This window comes from Afipia sp. Root123D2 (assembly GCF_001425835.1).
Taxonomy (GTDB): Bacteria; Pseudomonadota; Alphaproteobacteria; order Rhizobiales; family Xanthobacteraceae; genus Afipia.
Genome location: NZ_LMDP01000001.1, coordinates 1,715,666 through 1,736,235, shown reverse-complemented (window position 1 = coordinate 1,736,235; position 20,570 = coordinate 1,715,666). Strand labels below are relative to the sequence as shown.

At 63.5% G+C, this 20,570-nt stretch carries 21 protein-coding genes; 10 read left to right on the top strand and 11 right to left on the bottom strand.

Annotation, left to right across the window (positions count from 1 at the left end):
* The first annotated feature begins 195 nt into the window (after positions 1–195).
* Entirely contained in the window at positions 196–498 is a 303-nt protein-coding gene (locus tag ASC80_RS23655; RefSeq protein ID WP_156464303.1) for a hypothetical protein, read from the top strand.
* 26 nt (positions 499–524) lie between these two features.
* Positions 525–1,730: a Spy/CpxP family protein refolding chaperone gene (locus ASC80_RS08350; RefSeq protein ID WP_156464302.1), complete on the top strand. Its 1,206-nt coding sequence runs from the start codon at positions 525–527 to the stop codon at positions 1,728–1,730.
* A gap of 34 nt (positions 1,731–1,764) precedes the next feature.
* Here the strand turns inward: ASC80_RS08350 and ASC80_RS08345 are convergent, their stop codons facing one another.
* The gene (locus tag ASC80_RS08345) at positions 1,765–2,508 is read right to left on the bottom strand and encodes an SDR family NAD(P)-dependent oxidoreductase (protein ID WP_056294965.1); all 744 of its coding nucleotides are present in this window, start codon (positions 2,506–2,508) and stop codon (positions 1,765–1,767) included.
* Between the two features lie 186 nt (positions 2,509–2,694).
* Here ASC80_RS08345 and ASC80_RS08340 point away from each other — a divergent pair, with 186 nt between their 5' ends.
* Positions 2,695–3,204, top strand: a complete 510-nt coding sequence (locus ASC80_RS08340; protein WP_056294962.1) for a GNAT family N-acetyltransferase — start codon at positions 2,695–2,697, stop codon at positions 3,202–3,204.
* A 73-nt stretch (positions 3,205–3,277) separates the two neighbouring features.
* On the opposite strand, the gene purF is transcribed toward ASC80_RS08340, so the two are convergent.
* The 3 genes from purF to radA all read right to left on the bottom strand — a co-directional run bounded on the left by purF (position 3,278) and on the right by radA (position 7,210).
* Positions 3,278–4,789: an amidophosphoribosyltransferase gene (gene purF / locus ASC80_RS08335; protein WP_056294961.1), complete on the bottom strand. Its 1,512-nt coding sequence runs from the start codon at positions 4,787–4,789 to the stop codon at positions 3,278–3,280.
* Between the two features lie 77 nt (positions 4,790–4,866).
* Positions 4,867–5,520, bottom strand: a complete 654-nt coding sequence (locus tag ASC80_RS08330; protein WP_056294959.1) for a CvpA family protein — start codon at positions 5,518–5,520, stop codon at positions 4,867–4,869.
* Between the two features lie 244 nt (positions 5,521–5,764).
* Complete coding sequence (radA, locus tag ASC80_RS08325) at positions 5,765–7,210, bottom strand: DNA repair protein RadA (RefSeq protein WP_056294956.1); 1,446 nt, start codon at positions 7,208–7,210, stop codon at positions 5,765–5,767.
* Positions 7,211–7,500: 290 nt separating this feature from the next.
* On the opposite strand from radA, the gene ASC80_RS08320 reads away from it, so the two are divergent.
* Both ASC80_RS08320 and ASC80_RS08315 read left to right on the top strand, forming a co-directional pair.
* Positions 7,501–8,577, top strand: coding sequence for an NHL repeat-containing protein (locus tag ASC80_RS08320; RefSeq protein WP_056294953.1), 1,077 nt, complete (start codon positions 7,501–7,503; stop codon positions 8,575–8,577).
* A gap of 88 nt (positions 8,578–8,665) precedes the next feature.
* Complete coding sequence (locus ASC80_RS08315) at positions 8,666–9,061, top strand: VOC family protein (protein ID WP_056295819.1); 396 nt, start codon at positions 8,666–8,668, stop codon at positions 9,059–9,061.
* 58 nt (positions 9,062–9,119) lie between these two features.
* On the opposite strand, the gene alr is transcribed toward ASC80_RS08315, so the two are convergent.
* The 3 genes from alr to ASC80_RS08300 all read right to left on the bottom strand — a co-directional run bounded on the left by alr (position 9,120) and on the right by ASC80_RS08300 (position 13,261).
* Entirely contained in the window at positions 9,120–10,301 is a 1,182-nt protein-coding gene (alr, locus tag ASC80_RS08310) for an alanine racemase (protein ID WP_056294950.1), read from the bottom strand.
* Positions 10,302–10,350: 49 nt separating this feature from the next.
* Entirely contained in the window at positions 10,351–11,844 is a 1,494-nt protein-coding gene (locus tag ASC80_RS08305; protein WP_056294948.1) for a replicative DNA helicase, read from the bottom strand.
* Positions 11,845–12,010: 166 nt separating this feature from the next.
* Complete coding sequence (locus ASC80_RS08300; protein ID WP_056294946.1) at positions 12,011–13,261, bottom strand: cyclopropane fatty acid synthase; 1,251 nt, start codon at positions 13,259–13,261, stop codon at positions 12,011–12,013.
* A 277-nt stretch (positions 13,262–13,538) separates the two neighbouring features.
* Between ASC80_RS08300 and ASC80_RS08295 the strand changes: the two genes are divergently transcribed.
* From ASC80_RS08295 to ASC80_RS08285, 3 genes are all read left to right on the top strand, one after another.
* A complete protein-coding gene (locus ASC80_RS08295; RefSeq protein WP_056294944.1) occupies positions 13,539–14,573 on the top strand; it encodes a prolipoprotein diacylglyceryl transferase in 1,035 nt (344 codons plus the stop codon).
* A gap of 106 nt (positions 14,574–14,679) precedes the next feature.
* Positions 14,680–15,282, top strand: coding sequence for a TetR/AcrR family transcriptional regulator (locus ASC80_RS08290; protein ID WP_056294941.1), 603 nt, complete (start codon positions 14,680–14,682; stop codon positions 15,280–15,282).
* Positions 15,279–15,740, top strand: coding sequence for a PaaI family thioesterase (locus ASC80_RS08285; RefSeq protein ID WP_056294937.1), 462 nt, complete (start codon positions 15,279–15,281; stop codon positions 15,738–15,740). Before ASC80_RS08290 ends, ASC80_RS08285 begins: the two co-directional genes overlap by 4 nt.
* Before the next feature lie 44 nt (positions 15,741–15,784).
* Here ASC80_RS08285 and rplI read toward each other — a convergent pair whose 3' ends face one another.
* The 4 genes from rplI to rpsF all read right to left on the bottom strand — a co-directional run bounded on the left by rplI (position 15,785) and on the right by rpsF (position 18,245).
* Entirely contained in the window at positions 15,785–16,387 is a 603-nt protein-coding gene (rplI, locus tag ASC80_RS08280) for a 50S ribosomal protein L9 (protein WP_056294934.1), read from the bottom strand.
* A 57-nt stretch (positions 16,388–16,444) separates the two neighbouring features.
* Positions 16,445–17,410 (bottom strand): hypothetical protein, encoded by a 966-nt coding sequence (locus ASC80_RS08275; RefSeq protein ID WP_056294931.1) that lies wholly within the window; start codon positions 17,408–17,410, stop codon positions 16,445–16,447.
* 134 nt (positions 17,411–17,544) lie between these two features.
* Entirely contained in the window at positions 17,545–17,784 is a 240-nt protein-coding gene (gene rpsR, locus ASC80_RS08270; protein ID WP_056294928.1) for a 30S ribosomal protein S18, read from the bottom strand.
* A gap of 5 nt (positions 17,785–17,789) precedes the next feature.
* Positions 17,790–18,245, bottom strand: coding sequence for a 30S ribosomal protein S6 (rpsF, locus tag ASC80_RS08265; protein ID WP_056294925.1), 456 nt, complete (start codon positions 18,243–18,245; stop codon positions 17,790–17,792).
* A gap of 439 nt (positions 18,246–18,684) precedes the next feature.
* Between rpsF and fabD the strand changes: the two genes are divergently transcribed.
* On the top strand, positions 18,685–19,638 hold the full coding sequence (fabD, locus tag ASC80_RS08260; RefSeq protein WP_056294923.1) for an ACP S-malonyltransferase: 954 nt from the start codon (positions 18,685–18,687) through the stop codon (positions 19,636–19,638).
* A 20-nt stretch (positions 19,639–19,658) separates the two neighbouring features.
* Positions 19,659–20,396 (top strand): 3-oxoacyl-[acyl-carrier-protein] reductase, encoded by a 738-nt coding sequence (gene fabG, locus ASC80_RS08255; protein WP_056294919.1) that lies wholly within the window; start codon positions 19,659–19,661, stop codon positions 20,394–20,396.
* Positions 20,397–20,570: the final 174 nt, after the last annotated feature.

Below are 20,570 nucleotides of genomic sequence, written 5' to 3'. Positions count from 1 at the left end.
GCTTGGTTGATTTAAAATGATTGACTGAACAGCGCCAGGTCCTGGGACCTGCGCTTGCTGCCTGCCTCCGATAGCGGGAGGGCGCCATGTCGTCATTCAGATCGGGAGTCATCGCTTTCCTGTTCGCAGCGTTGTTGTCGGCTGCGGCATTCACTGCGGCTACCGCCAGGCCCGGCGGTGGTCGTGGGGGCGGTCATGGCGGCGGGGCCCATATCGGCGCAGCGCATGGCGGTGGTGGATTTCACGCCCGGGGTGGCGGATTCCACGGCGGTGCAATTCATGGCGGAGCGCGGATGGGTGGTGCGCGCCATTTCGGAGGCGGCGGTCGCCACGTCGGCGCGCGACCGCATATCGCTCGCCCCCACATCTCCCGTCTACATATTTCGCGTTCAGTTGCGCAGCGGCGTTTTCATGGTGGCCGATCCGTCACCGGCGGAGTCCGCGCCGGTCGAAATGCCAACATCGCGTCACCGCGCACTGCGCCAAGCCGTGCCATGACAACCGGCGCAGCCAGGGTGAAAACCATGAATGCGGCCCGGAATGCCAGGGCGGTGCGCAGTGCACTTAACGCCCGTTCGGTTCGCCATGCTCTGCACAACACCAGCGCACTGCGAAGCCCCGCCACGCGTGCCCTCGTGACCACGCGACTGGCGACGGCGGGTTGGCATGATCACCGCGGCCACAATCGCTGGTGGCGTCATCGCCACGGCGGATTTGGATGGGTCGGTCCGGTGTTTTGGCCGTTCGCGTTCTATGACGTCTACGATTACTCGCTGTGGGGCTATGGTTATGGCCCGTCATTCTGGGATTACGGATATCCCGATATCTATGCCGGCATCTTCGCCCCTTACGGCTACGACAATCTTATGGCCTATGGCGGCTACCTGCCTGGTGGCGGCAAGAGCGCGCGGGGATCGTTCGCGTCAACCAATTCCGGCGACCGCTCGAGTCTTGCGCAAATGTGCGGCGACGACAGTCGCGAGATCGCCGGTCTTCCGATCGACGCAATCCAGAAAGCGCTCCTGCCGGACGACGCGCAGCGCGCCGCGCTCGATGATCTCGCCAATGCTTCAGTGAAGGCCGCGCAGGACATCAAGGCTGCGTGCCCGACCGATGTTGCGCTGACCGCTCCCCGGCGAATTGCACTGATGCAGCAGCGCATTGAAGCGATGATCGCAGCGGTGAACCTCGTGCAGCTTCCGCTTGAGAAGTTCTATGGCCTGCTGACCGACGAGCAGAAGGCGCGGTTCAATGGGCTTGCGGCACGGCAACGCCCCGCGAGAGCTGAAAGAACGGCGCGTTCAGCCGAGCCGGTGTGCGGCGCGCCCCAGGCGGGGCTGACAGATTGGCCGAGCGACGCGATCGAGGAGTCCGTCCAGCCCAATGATGACCAGCGCAAGGGCCTTGATGCGCTCCAGAATGCAGCGACTTCGGCAGCCGATATGCTCAAGGAGGCTTGCCAGCCGGAGGAGGCGCTAACGCCGCCGGCGCGGCTCGCGGCGGTCGGTAAACGGCTCACCACCATGCTGGAGGCGGTGAAGACGGTCCGCACTGCGTTGGACGGCTTCTATGGCTCGCTGAATGATGAGCAGAAGGCAGGTTTCGATGCGATCGGCCCGCAGCGGGCGGGCGGGCTCGACCGGCAACGCGGTGAACGCCGTCTCAGTCGCGGGCGCTATCACACCAGCATCGAACACACGATCCGGCGAATGATTTCGTTCGCGCGCTGAAATGCCGAGCGTGATGCCGGGCTGTCGACGTGTATCAGGCTGCCGGACCGCGGAAGCTCATCAGCGTTTTCGTTTTGTAGTCGAACATCTTGCCGCTCTCGGTCCATGACGGCAGGCACATCGGCAGGATGTATTCGGCGACCTGCTCGGGCGTATCTAGGATCATCGGGTCTTCGCCCGGCATCACAGTCGCGCGCATTCTTGTGCGGATGGGTCCGGGGCTGAACAGGTTGACGCGGATGTTGGTCGATGCGGTCTCGTTGGCCCAGACTCGTACCAGCGCATCCAGCGCGGCTTTCGACGCGGCATACGGTCCCATATAGGCGTTGGCCTTATGCGCGATCCCGGAGGTCATGAACACCGCGCGTCCGGCGTCGGACTCTTTCAGCAACGGCTCCATACAGCGGATCAGCTGGAAGTTCGCGGTGACGTTGACCGCCATCACGTTGTCCCAGAATTTCGGATCGGTATGGCCGAGCGGCGATGACGTGCCGGCCATCCCGGCATTGCCGAACAGCACGTCGATCTTGCCGTGACGCTCGTTCAGCGCGGCGCCGAGCCGCGCAATGCCGTCGAGATCGGTCATGTCGAGCGGCACCAGCGTCGCGGTGCCGCCGTCCTTGCGGATGTCGTCGTCCAGCTCCTCAAGCCCGCCTTGGGTCCGCGCCACCGCGACGATGTGCGCGCCGGCACGCGCCAGTGCCCGTGCGGTGGCATAGCCGATGCCGCGCGATGCGCCGGTGACAAGAGCGATGCGGGAGGCGAGGGGTTTTGTCATGGGAGTCGGCCTGTGTCCAAGATTGTCATGCCCGGCCATAGCAGTCGCAGACTGCGTAAACTTGTCTGCGGTGCCGGGATCCACGTTTTGCTGCCGAGGTTTTACAGACGTGGATGGCCGGGACAAGCCCGGCCATGACCAGGGCTGAAGCTGGAGGCAGATGCGGTCGTTATGATAGAGGGGCGCATGACCTCAAAACCCACTTTGTGGCGCCCGATGACCCAAGCCGACCTGCTGGCGGTCGGTGCGCTTGCCAGCCTGATTCACCCTGATTTCCCCGAGGACGATGCCGTTTTCATCGAACGGCTGCGGCTCTATCCGGCAGGCTGCCATGTGCTGGCGCGTGGCGAAACGCTCGCTGCCTACGTCGTCAGCCATCCCTGGATCGCGCGTCAGCCGCCGGCGCTGAATGATCTGCTTGGCGCGCTGCCCGATAAGCCGTCGACCTACTACATCCACGATCTTGCGCTTGCGCCGGCAGTGCGGGGCAGCGGCGCGGGCGCGACAATCGTCGCACAACTTGCGGCGCTCGCGCGAGCCGAAGCATTGCCGACCGTGTCGCTGGTCGCGGTCAACGGCTCGGAGCGATTCTGGCAGCGTCAGGGATTTGCGACGTCGAAAGTCCCTGAGCTCGAGGCCAAGCTGCGCAGCTACAGCGACGATGCGCGGTTCATGGTGCGCGCGCTGCAAGCGTGAGGCGGCTGCCGAGGCGGCAATGGCCGGGACGAACCCGGCCATTGCGATGTCTCCTGATGCAGTTGGGTTGCACTCAGCTTGCTTCGGCCAGCAGCGACAGCTGGCGCGGCTGCGCCTCGGTCTGTGTCTGGTCGGTGAGCGCGGTCGGATAAGCTCCGGTGAAGCAATGGTCCGAGAATTTCGGGTTGGCTGGATCGCGGCCCGGCTCGCCCATCGCGCGGTACATGCCGTCGATTGACAGGAACGCCAGCGAATCCGCGCCGATGATCTCACGCATCTGCTCGAGGGTGTGGGTCGCAGCGAGCAGGCCGCCACGGTCGGGCAGGTCGATGCCGTAATAATCGGGATGGATGATCGGCGGGGAGGCGAGGCGGAAGTGCACCTCTGCGGCGCCGGCGTCGCGCATCATGCGCACGATCTTCTTCGAGGTGGTGCCGCGCACCAGCGAGTCGTCGATCAGAATGATCCGCTTGCCCTCGATGGCGGCACGATTGGGCGCGTGTTTCATGCGCACGCCAAGCTCGCGAACGCTCTGGGTTGGTTGGATAAAGGTGCGGCCGACATAGTGGTTGCGGATGATGCCGAGCTCGTAGGGCAACCCCGACACTTGGCTGTAGCCGATCGCGGCGGGCACACCGGAATCCGGCACCGGCACCACGACATCGGCCTCGACGTGGCTTTCACGCGCGAGCTGCGCACCGAAACCCTTGCGGACCTCATAGACCGAATGTCCGCCGACAAGGGAGTCGGGCCGGGCGAAATAGATGTACTCGAAGATGCACGGGCGCGGTGGCACCGGCGGGAACGGTTTGTGGATCTCCTGGCCCTTCTCGTCGAACACGATGATTTCGCCGGGCTCGATGTCGCGGATGTATTTCGCGCCGATGATATCGAGTGCGCAGGTCTCTGATGCGAGGATCGGGCAGCCGTCGAGTTCGCCGAGCACCAGCGGGCGGATGCCGCGCGGATCGCGCGCACCGATCAGCTTCTTGTTGGTGAGAGATACCAGCGCATAGGCGCCTTCGATGGTCCGCAGCGCCTCGATGTAGCGCTCGATGAAACGGCTGCGCTTGGATTGCGCGACCAGATGCAGAATCACTTCGGTGTCGGTGGTCGATTGCATCATCGCGCCGTAACGCACCAGTTCGTGACGGAGCGTCAGCCCGTTAGTGAGGTTGCCGTTGTGGGCGACGGCGAAGCCGCCGGCGTTGAGTTCGGCGAACAGCGGCTGCACGTTGCGCAGGATGGTGCCGCCGGTGGTGGAGTAGCGGACGTGGCCGACAGCGTTGGAGCCGGGCAGGCGCTCGATCACATCGCCGCGCGAGAAGGTGTCGCCGACGAGGCCGAGGCGGCGTTCGGAGTGAAAGCGCTGGCCGTCGAAGGAGACGATGCCGGCAGCTTCCTGCCCGCGATGCTGAAGGGCGTGAAGGCCGAGCGCGGTGATCGCGGCAGCATCGGGGTGGCCAAAAATGCCGAACACCCCGCACTCTTCGCGCAGGGTGTCGCCGTCTCCATGAAGATCCAGATCGCGGTCGTACGGGTCGGATGCACCAGCGTCGCCGGATTGACCTTTGAATACGTCCATCACGCCTCTCTCCGCTGGTCCAGGATCATCACACTATCAGAAAAACGCAGGCGTTTTCCGGGATCATGCTTCTGACGTTAACGTCCTGCTGCCTTGCCGTCGATCAACTGTTTCAAGCCGTCCCGGGTCGATTTCGCATAACCGTCATTGCCGGTGGAACCGGTCGCGCGCGGGTCCGGAGCAGCATCCGTCTGCTGTTGCGGCTCGTCCTCGGGCTTGTTCTTCTTGAACCTCTTCAAGATGGTGTTCTCAGGGTCATCCGGCAAGAGTGACATCAGCCAGTCGCCGGTCCCCTGAAGCACGGTTTTCGACTTTGCGGTGCGCACCCAGTCGGGCTGCTGCTTCTCCTGCACCAGCCAGCTGAAGAACAGGAACGCCACCACCATGATGAGGAGGCCGCGCGCGAGCCCGAACAGAAATCCCAGCGTGCGGTCGAGCGCGCCGATCCGCGAATCCAGGATCATGTCCGAAATGCGAACGGTGATGATCGAGACCACGACCAGCGTCAGGATGAAAACACCGGCGACCACGGCGATTGCCGCGACGGTGTCGTTGTTGAAATAGGTTTTAGCGGTCGGCAGCAGCTTCTGGTAGCCGTAGAGGGTGGCGAGCGCGGCGGCGCCCCAGGCGGCGATCGAGAGGATTTCGCGCATGAAGCCGCGGATCATCGCGAGCAGACCCGACAGCAACATCACGGCGAGCACAATAATATCGAGAAGCGTTATTGGCATCGTCTGGTCAGGTCCGCTTGGCCGGGCAAAATTCGCGAATCGGATCGTCGTCGGTCAGTTCAGGTGACGGCGATATGGCACGTCCCGCAAGGCAAGAAAACCAATAACCAACGGTTCTGGATCGGCAATAGGACATCCATCCCCTGCGTTAACGGAGTGTATCGTCCGGTCCTGACTGTCGGTGCATGCTCTTCTGGCCGCGCGGGGGCTGTATAGCGGGTGAGACGGCGAGCGTCATCGCGGTTTAGTCGTCCTGGTCGCTGAATCGGGCTGGAGCCGCGGTTTTTCCCGGGGCTGTGGCTTTTGCGCGTCCCCGTGCGGCGATATCCGCCACCAGCGAGGTCAGCGATCCCACGGTGTTGAGGGTCAGTCCGGCATCGCCGCCGCCGTCGCCGCGCGGATTTTCCGGCAGGACCGCGCGGGCGAAACCGAGCTTGGCGGCTTCCTTGAGCCGGGCGGGGGACTGGGCCACCGGACGCACGGCGCCTGACAGCGAAATCTCGCCGAAATAGACCGCATCGACCGGTAGCGGGGCGTTCACCAGCGAGGACACCAGTGCGGCCGCCGCGGCCATATCGGCGGCGGGTTCGTTGATGCGCAGGCCGCCCGCGACGTTGAAGTAAACGTCGTAGCCGGACAGCTTGACGCCGCAATGGGCCTCCAGCACCGCGAGTACCATCGACAGCCGGCTCGATTCCCAGCCGACCACGGCGCGGCGTGGTGTTCCCAGCGTGGTCGGCACTACCAGCGCCTGCAGCTCGACCAGCACCGGCCGGGTTCCTTCGAGACCGGCGAAGACGGCGGTACCCGGGCTGCCAAGATCGCGCTCTGACAGGAACAGTTCCGACGGATTGGAGACTTCGCGCAGGCCAAGGCCAGTCATCTCGAACACACCGATTTCGTCGGTAGGCCCGAACCGGTTCTTCACCGCGCGCAGGATGCGGAACTGCTGCGAGCCTTCGCCCTCGAACGACAGCACGGCGTCGACCATATGCTCGACAACGCGGGGGCCGGCGATCTGGCCGTCCTTGGTGACGTGGCCCACCAGAATGAGTGCCGCACCGGATTTTTTGGCGAAGCGAATGAGTGCCTGCGCCGAGGCGCGGACCTGGGTCACCGTGCCGGGCGCGGATTCCACCGTGTCGGTCCACATGGTCTGGATCGAGTCGATCACCACAAGGCGCGCCGGTTTGCCTTCGGACAGGGTTGCGACGATATCTTCAACCGAAGTCTCAGCAGCGAGCTGCACGGCGGCGTCGGCGAGGCCGAGCCGCTCGGCGCGAAGCCGGACCTGGGCAATGGCTTCCTCGCCCGAGATGTAGACGGCGCGATGGCCGGCGCGCGCCAGCAGGCTGGTCGCCTGCGTCAGCAGCGTCGACTTGCCGATGCCGGGATCGCCGCCGACCAATAACACCGAGCCGCGCACGAAGCCGCCGCCGGTGACGCGGTCGAGTTCGGCCATGCCGGACGGCAGACGGGGGGCATCCTGAGTGGCACCGGTGAGGCTCTCCAAGGCGAACAGACGGCCCTTGCGCTTGGGGCGCAGGTTCGCGGGCATCGAGGAGGTGCCGGAGACATCCTCCTCGGACAGCGAGTTCCACTCGCCGCAGGATTCGCATTTGCCCACCCACCTGTTGTAGGCAGCGCCGCAATTCTGGCAGACGAAGGAAAGAGCGGCGGCGCGCGCCATCAAGATCACCCAAATTATGTTCTACTTTTGTTCCTTATGCGGGGTCAAAAGTCAATCGGAATTGCGAGGCATCGCAGTTCGATCCACAGGTAGCCTGCACCTCGGTCGGGACCGATCTGCGGGTCTGCCCCGCCGCAGCTTGCATGGTCAAATCACCCGTTGCCGGTATCCTGAGCAGCCCGATCCTCGTCTGAAGGAGTTGTCGCCTTTCGCGAACCCAATAGCTGTCTCACGAACGCAAACAACAACCGCGCGGCCACCCGGCACGACGCGGAAAAGGGAGTGACGCTATGAAGTGGATATCCGCGCTTGCCGGTCTCGTGGTTGCTACCGCGGTTCACGCCGCCGATGCGCCGAAATTTCAGGTCGATCCGTTCTGGCCGAAACCGCTGCCGAACAACTGGATCATGGGGCAGGCCGCCGGCGTCGCGGTCGATGGCGAGGATCACATCTGGGTGGTGCAGCGTCCGCGCACACTGACCAATGACGAGAAGGCCGCCAGTCTCAATCCGCCGACCAGCAAGTGCTGCGTCGCCGCCCCGCCGGTCATGGAGTTCGATCAAGACGGCAACCTCATCAAGGCTTGGGGCGGCGCGGGCAACGGCTACGACTGGCCGCTCAACGAACACGGCATCTATATAGACGCCCAGGGTTTCGTCTGGCTCGCGGGCAATGGCGACACTGACGGCATGATCCTGAAATTCACCCGCGACGGAAAGTTTGTCATGCAGATCGGCAAATCCGGTCCGCAGACCGACAGCAAGGACACCACACGGCTCGGCAGGCCCGCGAACATGACGGTCGATGCGGAGGCCAAGGAATTGTACGTCGCCGACGGCTACTACAATCACCGCATCATCGTATTCGACTCCGAGACCGGCGCATTCAAGCGGATGTGGGGCGCTTACGGCAAGCCGCCGACCGATGAGAAGCTCGCGGCTTACACGCCCGATGCGCCGCCTTCAAAACAGTTCGGCAATCCGGTGCATTGCGTCCGTATCGCCAAGGACGGGCTGGTCTATGTCTGTGATCGCCAGAACGACCGTATCCAGGTCTTCAAGAAGGACGGCACCTTCGTGAAGGAGATGTTCGTCGAAACCAAAACGCTCGGCAGCGGGTCGGTTTGGGATCTCGAACTGTGGCCTGATGCCGCGCAGACCTTCCTGATGAACGCCGACGGCTCCAACAATGAAGTGCGTACGCTGGTGCGGGAAAGCGGCGAGACCGTCGGGCGCTTCGGTCGCAACGGCCGCAACGCTGGTGACTTCCACTGGGTCCACAATCTCGCCATCGACTCCAAGGGCAACATTTTCACCACGGAGGTCGACACCGGAAAGCGGGCGCAGAAGTTCGTGGTGACGAAGTAGGGCGCTACCCGCGCGTCAAATCGCGCTCTCCCGCAGCGAACAGACCTCGCGTTACATGTGCCTGTTCGCATGGACCGAAGGAATAATCATGACCAGGATTACGCCGTTTCTGATGTTCGAAGGTCAGGCCGAAGCCGCGATGACGTTCTACGTTTCGCTGTTCAAGGATTCCGAAGTTACATCCATCACCCGATACGGCCCTGAAGGGCCGGGCGCGGAAGGTACGGTGATGCGTGCGAGTTTCACGCTGTGCGGCCAGCGGGTGATGTGCATCGACAGCCCGGTGAAGCATGCGTTCGGCTTTACGCCGGCGGTCTCGATGTTCGTCGATTGCGAAACGCCCGCCGAGGTTGAGGCGCTGTATGTGAAACTCGCCGAAGGCGGCCAGACGCTGATGCCGCTGAACGCCTATCCGTTCAGCCGCAAATTCGCATGGGTCAACGACAGGTTCGGTGTGTCGTGGCAGTTGAATCTGCCGGATTGAGCTTCGCTCGTTTTTTTGTTTGACGCGTTTCTTCACGCGAAAACCCTGCAGGCGAAAATCACGCCTCGCCGCGATAGGCGCGGATGAACCGCTTGCCGAGACTGGTCAGCACCTCATAGCCGATGGTGCCGAAATGATGGGCCAGTTCATCAACGCCGATACCATCTCCAATCAAAGTCACGAAATGGCCACGGCGCACTGCGCCCGGTGGCAGATCGGTGATGTCGATCGCGGTCAGATCCATCGAAATGCGGCCGGCGATCGGACAACGCTGGCCGGCAACGATCGCTTCGGCGCTGCGGGTACCATCGATGCCACTGGCGGCGCGGAAATAGCCGTCGGCATAACCGGCGGTCACGACGGCGAGACGGGTCGGACGCCGCGCAGTCCAGATACCGCCATAGCCGACGGTCTCGCCTTTCTCGATCTTGCGAATCTGCGCGACGCGCACCTTGAGGTTGACGACCGGGCGAACCGGCGTGTCGGCCTCCGGCGTCGGGTTGACGCCGTAGAGCGCAGCACCGGGCCGCACCATGTCGAACTGGAATTGCGAACCGAGGAAGATGCCCGATGAGTTCGCGAGCGAGGCAGGCACACCGGAAAACAGCGACGCGATCTCACGGAAGGCTGCGGCCTGTCTGGCGTTGCTCGACGCATGCACGTTTTCCGCGCTGACCAGATGGCTCATCACCAGGGTGATGCCGTGATCGCCCTTCTGGATTCGCGGAACGAGACCGCGCGCGTCGTTGATGCCGAGTCCGAGCCGATTCATGCCGGTATCGACGTGGATCGCGGCGGAGCCCTTCCAGCCGCTGGTGCGACGATAGGCGTCCCACTCGGCGAGTTCGCTGAGATCGCCGATCACCGGGCGAACATCGAACTTGGCAAACACGTCGCCGCAATTGGCGAAGAAACCATCTAGCACGTAGATCGCCGCCGACGGCGCGGCTTCGCGCGCGTGCTTTGCTTCTTCAAGGGTGGCGACAAAGAATGTCTTGCATCCAGCGGCGGCGAGCTTGCGGGTGACCTGCGGCAGGCCGCAGCCATAGGCGTCGGCCTTGACCACTGCGGCACATTCCGCCGGCACCGCGCGGCTCTCGAGCCGGCTCCAGTTCTCGGCGATGGCATCGAGATCGATGGTCAGTACGCCGGTCGTCGCCTCGAGCGCGCGCACGTCGAGATGCGGCGGGGTCGGGGCGTCGTCGCCGATGATGGATTTCGGATCGGTCGCGCGGTTCATGGTCTGTGTTGTCCTTCGCGCAACCCTAGCACAGTTGCGCGCGGAAGGATCAACGCTCCGGCAGGTAGCCGTCCTGATTGAGGTCGCCGAAGCGGGTCACGCTGGCCTCGAACTGCAATTCCACCGTGCCGGTAGGGCCGTGACGCTGCTTGCCGATGATGACTTCAGCCTTGCCGTGAACCAGCGAGATATCGAGCTGCCACTTTTCGTGCTCCGGCGTGCCTGGGCGCGGCTCCTTGTTGGCGAGGTAGTATTCCTCGCGATACACGAAGATGACGACGTCGGCGTCCTGTTCGATCGAGCCGGATTCACGAAGGTCGGACAGTTGCGGGCGCTTGTCGTCACGGTTTTCGACCTGACGCGACAGCTGTGACAGCGCCACGACCGGAACATTCAGTTCCTTTGCCAGCGCCTTGAGACTGGTGGTGATTTCCGTGACTTCCTGCACGCGGTTGTCGGATCGTTTGCCGGAACCCTGCAGCAGCTGGATGTAGTCCACGACGATCATGTCGAGGCCTTTTTGCCGCTTCAGACGGCGGGCGCGCGCGGTGAGCTGCGAGATCGACAGGCCGCCGGTTTCGTCGACGTAGAACGGCAGGTTCTGCAGCTCGATTGAATGATCGCGGAGCTTATCGAAATCGGCCTCGGTGATGCCGCCGCGGCGGATGTTGCTCGACGGGATACCAGTGCGCTCGGCGATGATACGCGTTGCGAGCTGCTCGGCCGACATTTCGCAGGAGAAGAAGCCGACGATGCCGCCGTTGACGGTCTTCCGGGTGCCGTCGGGCTGCAATTCGTCGCGATGGGCGCGGGCGATGTTGTAGGCGATGTTGGTGGCGAGCGCGGTCTTGCCCATGCCGGGGCGTCCCGCGACGATGATCAGGTCGGATGCCTGCAGACCGCCCATCTTGATGTCGAGGTCGCGCAAACCGGTGGAGAGGCCGGACAGCTTGCCGTCGCGCTGGAATGCCTTTGCGGCGAGATCGACCGCGGTGGTCAGCGCCTGTCCGAAGCGCTGGAAACCACCGTCGTAACGGCCGGACTCGGCGAGCTCATAGAGCCGCCGCTCGGCATCCTCGATCTGCGCGCGGGGAGCGAAATCCACCGGCGCGTCGTAGGCGACGTTGACCATGTCGACGCCGATTCCGATCAGGTCGCGGCGCAGCGCCAGCTCATAGATCGTGTAACCGTAATCCTTGGCGTTAATGATGGTGGTGGCTTCGGCAGCGAGTCGCGCCAGATATTGTGCCACCGTCATGCCGCCGATGTCGGTTTCGGCGGGAACGAAGGTTTTCAGGGTCACCGGTGTGGCGATCTTGCCAGCGCGGATGATGCTGCTGGCGGTTTCGTAGATCAGCTGATGGATCGGCTCGAAAAAGTGTTTCGGCTCGAGAAAATCCGAGACGCGGTAAAAGGCTTCGTTGTTGACCAGAATGGCGCCGAGAACGCTTTGCTCCGCCTCGATGTTGTGGGGCGCGATCCGGTACGCCGGTGTGCCGGCGTCGGGCGCGAGCTTCACAATGTTCGAATCAAGAGGGGCCATGTGGTCTGGATGCACTTTCATTTCGGCGGATGCGGGGCGTTGTCGTATCTGGCACTCGTGCCAGCGTCCGTGAAAGCCTCATGTAGGCTTATTCACACGCCACCCACAGCCTGTATAAACTGATTCATCCGAAACGCGATTGCGCTTGACCGTCTCTTTCTTGGCCTTACTCGCCCGCCATCTGCAGATGCGGTCCGCGCGAGGTCTCGATACCGCGCAACCGCCGCTCTTCGGCGGCGATATAGTCGCGGGTGATCGGAACCACGCCCTGTCGTTTGCTGATCTGAATCTGGAACACCATCATGTTCTGCTTGCGGAAACTCATTTCCGAAGCAGCCAGATAGAACTCCCACATCCGGACGAAACGCTCGTCGTAAAGCCGGGCAGCTTCCTCACGGCGGGCGAGGAACCGCTCGCGCCAGGCCTTCAGCGTCTCGGCATAGTGCAGCCGCAGGGTTTCGATGTCATCGACGAGGAGGCCGGAACGCTCGATCGCCGGCAGCACCTCGGAGAGCGCAGGAATGTAACCTCCGGGGAAAATATACTTGGCCACCCAAGGGTTGGTGATGCCCGGACCCTCGGAGCGGCCGATGGCATGGAGCAGCATGACGCCGTCGTCGGCGAGTAGCTCGGCGCAACGCTGGAAGAAGCGGTCATAAAAATGGATGCCGACATGCTCGAACATGCCGACCGACGAAATCCGGTCGAACGGGCCGGGGATGTCGCGATAGTCCTGGAGCAGGAAGCGGGCGGAGCCGGTCAGGCCCTTCTCCTCGGCACGTGCGTTCGACACCTGCAGCTGTTCTGTTGACAGCGTTACGCCGGTGACGTCGGCGCCGGTCATTTCCGCGAAGTAGAGCGCTAACCCGCCCCAGCCGGAGCCGATGTCGAGCACGCGATGGCCCGGCCGCAGCAGGAGCTTGGCGGTGACGTGACGCTTTTTTGCGAGTTGGGCATCATCCAGCGTGGACTCAGGCGTTTCGAAATAGGCGCAGCTGTATTGCTTGTCGGCGTCGAGGAACAATGAGTAGAGCCGGCCGTCGAGATCGTAGTGGCGCTCGATGTTACGTTTCGAACGGCCATGATAGTTGAACTGCTGAATGTGCCGGGTCAGGTAGCGCTGCCACCACAGTGGCTTCGCCCAGCGTGGCAACTGATCGGGCTGGGCCAGCGCGATCGCCAGCACGTCGGCGATGGTGCCTTGCTCGACGATGAACTCACCGTCCATGTAGATCTCGCCCAGCGCTAGTTCGGGGTCGATCAGCAGGTGCCGCTCGGCGGCCTTGGACAGGAAGCGAACCCTGATCGGTTTGCCGGTACCGTCGCCGCAGGTGAACGTGCGACCGGACGCGGTGGTAAACGTCAGCGAGCCTTTCCGGATGAAACGGGTCAGGGCAAATTGCAGCAAGCGGGTCATCGAACGTATCCAACCATCCAACCGTTCGGCTGGAGCGTGGCCGCCCCGACCGCAACGAAAAATGACAGAACCCATCCTCTCCACTTAATTTAAACGGTGTTTTGATTTAGGCCAATGCGCCGGGAGCGGGGCTGTTCCGATTTTTGGGTAACGCAGTTGCGAAATCTCCATGCTTCCATTCGCCCGATAATCCGCTAAAGGTGGCCTGCGACAGCAAACCGCTTGCCCGGCGAGTGATTTGGATCAGGATTCAGCTTTAAGTCTCTGGAGAATATGGATGTTGGGCCGAGCGCTCAGGTTGGCGGCGGTGGTGCTTCTGTTCGGTTGTCTCGCGGCTGGGGAGGCCGCAGCCCAGAACCTCGAAGCGGGCAAGTCGGCTCCCCAATTGTTCTCCAGTACCTGCGCGCTGTGTCATAAAAGCCCGCGCGGCTTGCTCAAATCAGTGCTGCCCCGGTCGCTTCCCGGTTTTCTGCGCCAGCACTACACGACCAGTTCGGATATGGCGGGGATGCTGAGCGCTTATGTGCTTTCCAACGGCGCCGGTGCCCCGGCCCCTGCCGAGCGTGAGGGTCGCGGCCGCCGGGCACGTGAGGCAAACAAGCCCGAGGCCGACGAGCCCGCGCGGAAGCCGGAAGCCGCGCATGAGCAGCGCGCACCGCAAGACGATGCGAAGCAAAAGGCCGCCAAGAGCAGGCGGGACAAGGACAAAGCCAAGGCGGCTGCAGCGAAGGATGAGCGCAAGCCCGATCCGAAATCTCAGGCAAAGCATGAGAACAAGGACGCCGGACAGCCGGAATCGCCAAAGGCGGAATCCGCCAAGACGGAATCACCCGCGGCAGAATCACCCAAAACAGACTCATCCAAGTCTGACACTGCCGATAAGCCTGACACCGCGAAGACCGAACCGGCAAAGCCTGAGTCATCCGATACCGCCAAGACAGAGCCTGCCAAATCTGAGCCAGTGAAGGACGAGCCAGCCAAGTCGGAGCCAGCCAAGAGCGATGCCCCGAAGAGCGAGGCCGCAAAGCCAGAAACCGCTGAGCCAGGCAAGGACACCAGCGCCGCCACGCGTCCTGACCCGGTGCCAGCCGTGACACCGGCACCGAGTGGGACCGAAACCGTCAAACCGGCGGCGTCGGAACCTGCGGCGACGGCTCCCTCGCAGAAAGCTGCTGAGGACGCATCGTCTTCGGCGTCTTCAGCGATGCCGGTGTTCGTGAAGCCAGCTGACGACGTTGCCGCCAAGCCGCCAGCCCCTCCCGAGCCGCCTCGGGCCCCAGCCGGGCCGCCGATTCCGCCAATCTCGCGATAGGTCTTCTCACAATCCGGATGCCCGCCGCCCGGGACGTTCGCTTGCTTTCGTTAGAGTAATGCTCTAGACTGTTACTCTAGCGGCGTTAGCAGCTCGGAGCAGTTCAGTGACGGATGTTCGCAGTGAATTACTGACCGCCGGCCTCACAGTTTTCGAGCGCGAAGGATTCGAAGGCGCGACGGTGGCCGCGATCCGCGAGAAGGCCGGTGTGTCCAACGGCAGCTTCTTCCATGTTTTCGGATCGAAGCAGGAATTGGCCGGCACGTTGTTCCTGGATGTTCTCGGGCACTACCACACCGCCATGCTCGCTTCACTCAAAGGCATCGATCACGCCGCGGAGGGTGTTGCGGCGCTGGTCCGTGCGCATCTCGATTGGGTTGTCGATCACCGGCGCGAGGCGCGCTTCCTGTTCGAGATCTCGCGCAGCGAATGGGTCGAGAAGGTGCGCGGCGCGCAACACGAACGTAATGCCGCGCTTGCCGATGGAATCGAGCAATGGCGCGCGCCGCGGGTGGCGCGTGGCGAACTGCTCGCCGTGCCACTGGAAGTGTTCGTCAGCCAGATTATCGGCCCGGCGCAGATCTTCTGCCGCCGTTGGCTGTCGGGCCGCGAGCGGTCCGATCCGCGCATGCAGACGGATGCGCTGATTTCCTGTGCCATTCGGGCGCTGGTCGCTCCTGCTTCAATCCGTGGGGGAGGTGGGCGATGATCGCAAGCGATCAGGATTTCGCGCCGATCGCGCATCATGTTCGCGAGCAGGTCGGCAAGCAGGGATTCATGCATCTTGTCGGCGCGGAGATTGCCGAACTGGGGCGGGGCGTCTGCGTGCTGTCGGTCGCGCGCAAGCCGGAGCTGTTGCAGCAGCACGGATTCTTTCACGGCGGCGTCAGTGCTTTTCTGGTCGACAACGCCACCACCATCGCTGCGGGAACGGCGCGGGGGCAGGGCGCGCTGACTGCGGAATTCAAGCTGAAATTTCTCGCGCCAGCGTTGGGCGAGCGGCTGATCTGCCGCGCGAAAGTGGTCAAGTCCGGCAGGACCGTGTCGGTCGTTGCGGCCGATGTGTTCTGCGTTCAGGACGGTGTCGAGAAGCATACCGCGACGGCGCTCGCCTCGATCGCGATGCTGGATCCGGCATCGGCGTCAAAAGCGAAGAGCCCGGCCTGACGAACAGACCGGGCTCATATCGAACGCCAGAAATGTGAAGGCGCTTACTTCTCGGTGGTCTCGGCCGGAGCTTCTTCACCCTCGTCGTGCTGCGCTTCCGGATCGAAGAACTCGCCGGCGGCGGCGATCGCCTCGGCTGCAGCGTCCTGATCTTCCTGACGCGTGCTGATGTCTTCGCCACGCTTGATGCGCTCGGCTTCGTCGGCGCTGCGCGCGATCGTCACGGTGATGCCGGCCTCGACTTCAGGATGCACGGCAATGGTCACCTTCTTCTGGCCGATCACCTTGATCGGCGCGTCGAGCCAGACCTGCGGCCGGCTCACGGCGACGCCGTCGGCGGCAAGGGCTTCGACGATGTCGCGCACCGTCACCGAACCGAACAGCTGGCCGCTCTCCGACGCCTGACGGATCAAGACGATATCGCGCCCGTTGATCTTCTCGGCAGCCTTGCTCGCTTCCGACTTGGCTACGAGGTTGCGGGCCTCGAGGTCAGCGCGCATGCCTTCATACTTCTCGCGGTTTTCCTTGGTGGCCCGCAGCGCCTTGTTGCGCTTGAGCAGGAAATTGCGGGCAAAGCCACTCTTCACGTTGACGATCTCGCCCATCTGGCCGAGCTTGGCGACGCGCTCCAAAAGAATGACTTCCATTTCAGATCTCCTTCGATGTGTTTGGCTATTTCAGTGTGTTGAAGTGAATGTTGAACGTCAGGTCGGTGGTGCCGGCAGCGATCGCTTCGCGAGATAGCGTTCGCGGATGCCGAAGGCGGCGTCGGCCAGGCCGAGCGCGATCATGCCGATCACGGGCCAGCCGACGAAAAGCGTGGCGGCATAGACGCCGCCGAGAATCAGGGCGCGTCCGGATAGCGCTTGCGTAACGATGTGCAGGGTGGCGAAGCCGGTCATCGCGTAGGCCATCATCAATGACGCGCTGATGATCTGGGAGAAGATCGCGGCCAGTCCGCCTGCGAAGGACAGCAGGATCGCCACCACGACGGCGCCCATCACCCCAGGCGGCATCTTGGTCATGGTGAAGTTGGGCCATGGCCGGCGCAGACGCTGCGAGGTCGCGGTGATTTTTGCCGCCAGCCAGAGATTGAGCGACAGCGCCAGCATCGCGATCATGGTGGCCGCGCCTGGCGCGATCGTCGCCAGCATATCGACCGCGCGCTCGGTGCCCGGCTCGCGGCTTTCGGTAACGCCGCCGCTGACGATGCGCATCAGGCCACGGCGCAGCGCCGCGCCGATGGTTTCGGCGTCGGTGCCGAGCGTGAACAGCGCACTCATGGTGGTCAGTGAGGCGAACACCGCGATCCAGACCAGAAGGCGCCCGACCGGATACCAGTCAAGGGCAGGGGCCATGCTCGCAAGTTGCGGATCGTTGGAGACCGGGCGCGCCAGCAGCGCCAGATGGCCGAGCCACCATGCGGGCAGGGCAATGGTGAGCGCAAACGCCATCATGTAGTTCAGGCCGAACATCGCGCCGATGCCGAGCGCTGCAACCGCGCCGCCGACCAGCGCCGCAGTCGATCCCCAGCCGAGCGCCGTGACCATCAGCGGCAAGGGTGCGAGATAGAACAGCATCAGTGACACGAGCGCGCCCGAGACGATCGAGGCGAACATGGTCGCCGACGCAATGCCGGCTGCAATGGCAATGAGGATGTTCGTCATCATCAGCTGTCCCGCCCCCTTTGAGCGGTTAGAGGCCCCTGGCCCCAACCATCCACCGCGATCGTCGTCGCGGTGTTATGAGAATCAAGCGTCGAGAAAGAAGCGGACGCGCGAGTGCCGCGCGCCCGCTGTGTCGTTTAGCGGATCACGTAAGGCAGCAGCGCCAGGAACCGCGCGCGCTTGATGGCGCGGGCGAGTTCACGCTGCTTCTTCGCCGAAACCGCAGTGATGCGGCTCGGCACGATCTTGCCGCGTTCGGAGACGTAGCGCATCAGCAGCTTCGAATCCTTGTAGTCGATCTTCGGCGCATTCGGGCCCGTGAACGGGCAGGTCTTGCGGCGACGGAAAAACGGACGGCGTGCACCTGCTTCAGCCATTTTACTTACTCCTCAACCGCTGCAGTTGCGTCTTCGTCGCGCGGACGGCGCGGGCCGCGATCGCCGCGGAAGCCACCGCCTTCGCGGTCGCCACGGAAGCCGCCGCCACCGCCACGATCGTCACGTTCGCGATCACGGTCGGCCTTGCGCATCATCGCGGACGGACCTTCCTCGAGTTCGTCGACGCGAACAGTGAGATAACGGATGACGTCTTCGTTGATGCGTTCCTGACGCTCGATCTCGGCGACCACCGCTGCGGGGCCGTCGATGTTGAGCAGCATGAAATGCGCCTTGCGATTCTTGTGCATGCGGTAGGTGAGCGAACGCACGCCCCAGTTCTCGGTCTTGGTGACCTTGCCGCCGAGTCCCTCGATCACGCCGGTAATCTGCGTGGTGAGCTCTTCGACCTGCTGGGCGCTCGCATCCTGACGCGCGAGAAAAACATGCTCGTAAAGAGGCATGGGAGTCCTTTCCAGTGTTAGCGCGGTTCCTGGCGGCAAGCCCTTCGAGACCTTCGGAAAGGACCTCGATATTGCTCAGAAGGCGGAAGCACGGGACGACGGACCGACTGGCCCTGCCGCATCAAGATCGCCTGAAAGGTGACATTGGTGAGACCGTCCGTTCAGCTCCCGGCCGGGATCCACGGATGGGCGCGTTATAAGGGTTTTGGGCTGGATGGCAAGCGAAACCGGTTCATTTTCGGGCGTTGAGGCCTGATCGGCCTCCTGGAATCAGCGGTCTCGGCTCGGCTAGGCTGCGGCGGCCGCAGGCCGATTGATCCGCTGACCGGGCAGGCTGATGACCCGGTCTCGGTCCGCCCTGGTTCCGTTTGAGTTCCCGCTTGCGGCTTGACACCGGCGGCCCCGGCGGTGTCTTACGGCCTATCTTTTGGGGACCCTCATGACAGCAGCATTTACCTTTCCGGGGCAGGGATCGCAAACCGTCGGTATGGGCAAGGCTTTGGCCGACGCCTTTCCAGCCGCACGCGCGGTGTTCGATGAAGTCGACGCCGCTCTGGGTGAAAAGCTTTCGGCCACGATCTGGGAGGGGCCTGCCGAAACGCTGCAACTGACCCAGAACGCCCAGCCCGCCCTGATGGCGGTGTCGCTGGCGACCCTGCGGGTTCTGGAAGGCGAGGCCGGGGTTTCGGTCGGGCGCGATGCCGCGTTCGTTGCCGGTCATTCGCTCGGGGAATATTCCGCCCTCGCTGCGGCGGGAAGCCTGTCGATCACTGATACGGCGCGTCTGCTGCGCACCCGCGGACTGGCGATGCAAAAGGCCGTGCCGGTCGGCGTCGGCGCGATGGCGGCTTTGCTCGGTCTCGATTACGACACCGCGGTGGCTGTGGCTGTCGAAGCCGCGCAGAACGGTGTCTGCCAGGCTGCCAACGACAATGGCGGCGGACAGGTTGTGGTGTCAGGCGACAAGGCTGCTGTCGATCGCGCCGTCGAGATTGCCAAGACCAAGGGCGCCAAGCGCGCCATGCTGCTGCCGGTGTCAGCGCCATTCCACTGCCGTCTGATGCAGCCGGCTGCCGACGCGATGGCCGAAGCACTGGCCGGCGTCACCATCAACAAGCCCGCCGCGCCGCTGGTGTCCAACGTACTGGCATCGGCGATCGCCGATCCGGACGAGATCCGCAAGCGGCTGGTCGAGCAGGTCACCGGCACGGTGCGCTGGCGCGAGAGCGTCGCCTGGATGGCATCGCAGGGTGTGACCCATTTCCTCGAGATCGGTGCCGGCAAGGTTCTGTCGGGTCTGGTCAAGCGCATCGCCGACGGCGCGGTTGGCGTTTCGGTCGGTGGGCCCAACGACATTGCCGCCGCGAAAGACGCATTGGCTGCGTCGAAATAACGGCTACGGGAGTACACAGGATGTTCGATCTGACTGGCAGGATGGCGCTCGTGACTGGGGCAACCGGCGGTATCGGCGGCGCGATTGCGCGGGCGCTGCATGGGCAGGGCGCGACGGTAGCGATTTCCGGTACGCGGCGTGAAGTGCTGGAGACGTTCGCCGCTGAGCTGAAGGAGCGCGTGCATGTGTTGCCGTGCAACCTCTCCAACGCGGAAGAAGTCGAGGCGCTGGTTCCGGCGGCCGAGAAGGCGATGGGGCAGCTCGACATCCTCGTTTGCAACGCCGGGATCACGCGCGACAACCTGTTCGTTCAATTGCGCGACGAGGACTGGAACGACGTGATCAACGTCAACCTGACCGCGACATTTCGCCTGACCCGCGCCGCGACCAAATTGATGATGCGCAAACGCTTCGGCCGCATCATTGCCATCACCTCGGTGGTCGGCGTTACCGGCAATGCCGGTCAGGGCAATTACGCGGCCTCGAAGGCCGGTCTGATCGGCATGATGAAGTCGCTCGGCGCCGAATACGCACGGCGCAATGTGACAGCGAACTGCATCGCGCCGGGCTTCATTGCCACGCCGATGACCGACGTGCTCAACGAGAAGCAGCGCGAAGCGGTGCTCGGCAGGGTGCCGGCCGGGCGGCTCGGGACGCCGGAAGATATCGCGGCGGCGGCGGTCTATCTCGCCTCCAACGAGGCTGCCTACGTCACCGGACAAACCCTTCACGTCAACGGTGGAATGGCAATGATCTGAGGGGCCTGCGCGGTTCCTGTGCGTTTCCCGAGGAATGGGGTGTTGTAGTCAAGGCCGGGGAAGTATGGTAACCGGACGGCTATCGGCAGGGGCGTTTTTCAGGCAGGGTGGAAACCCGGCGGCCTGTGGGATAAATGCTCCAATTCGGTGAATGGTGCGTGTTCCGGCGGCAAA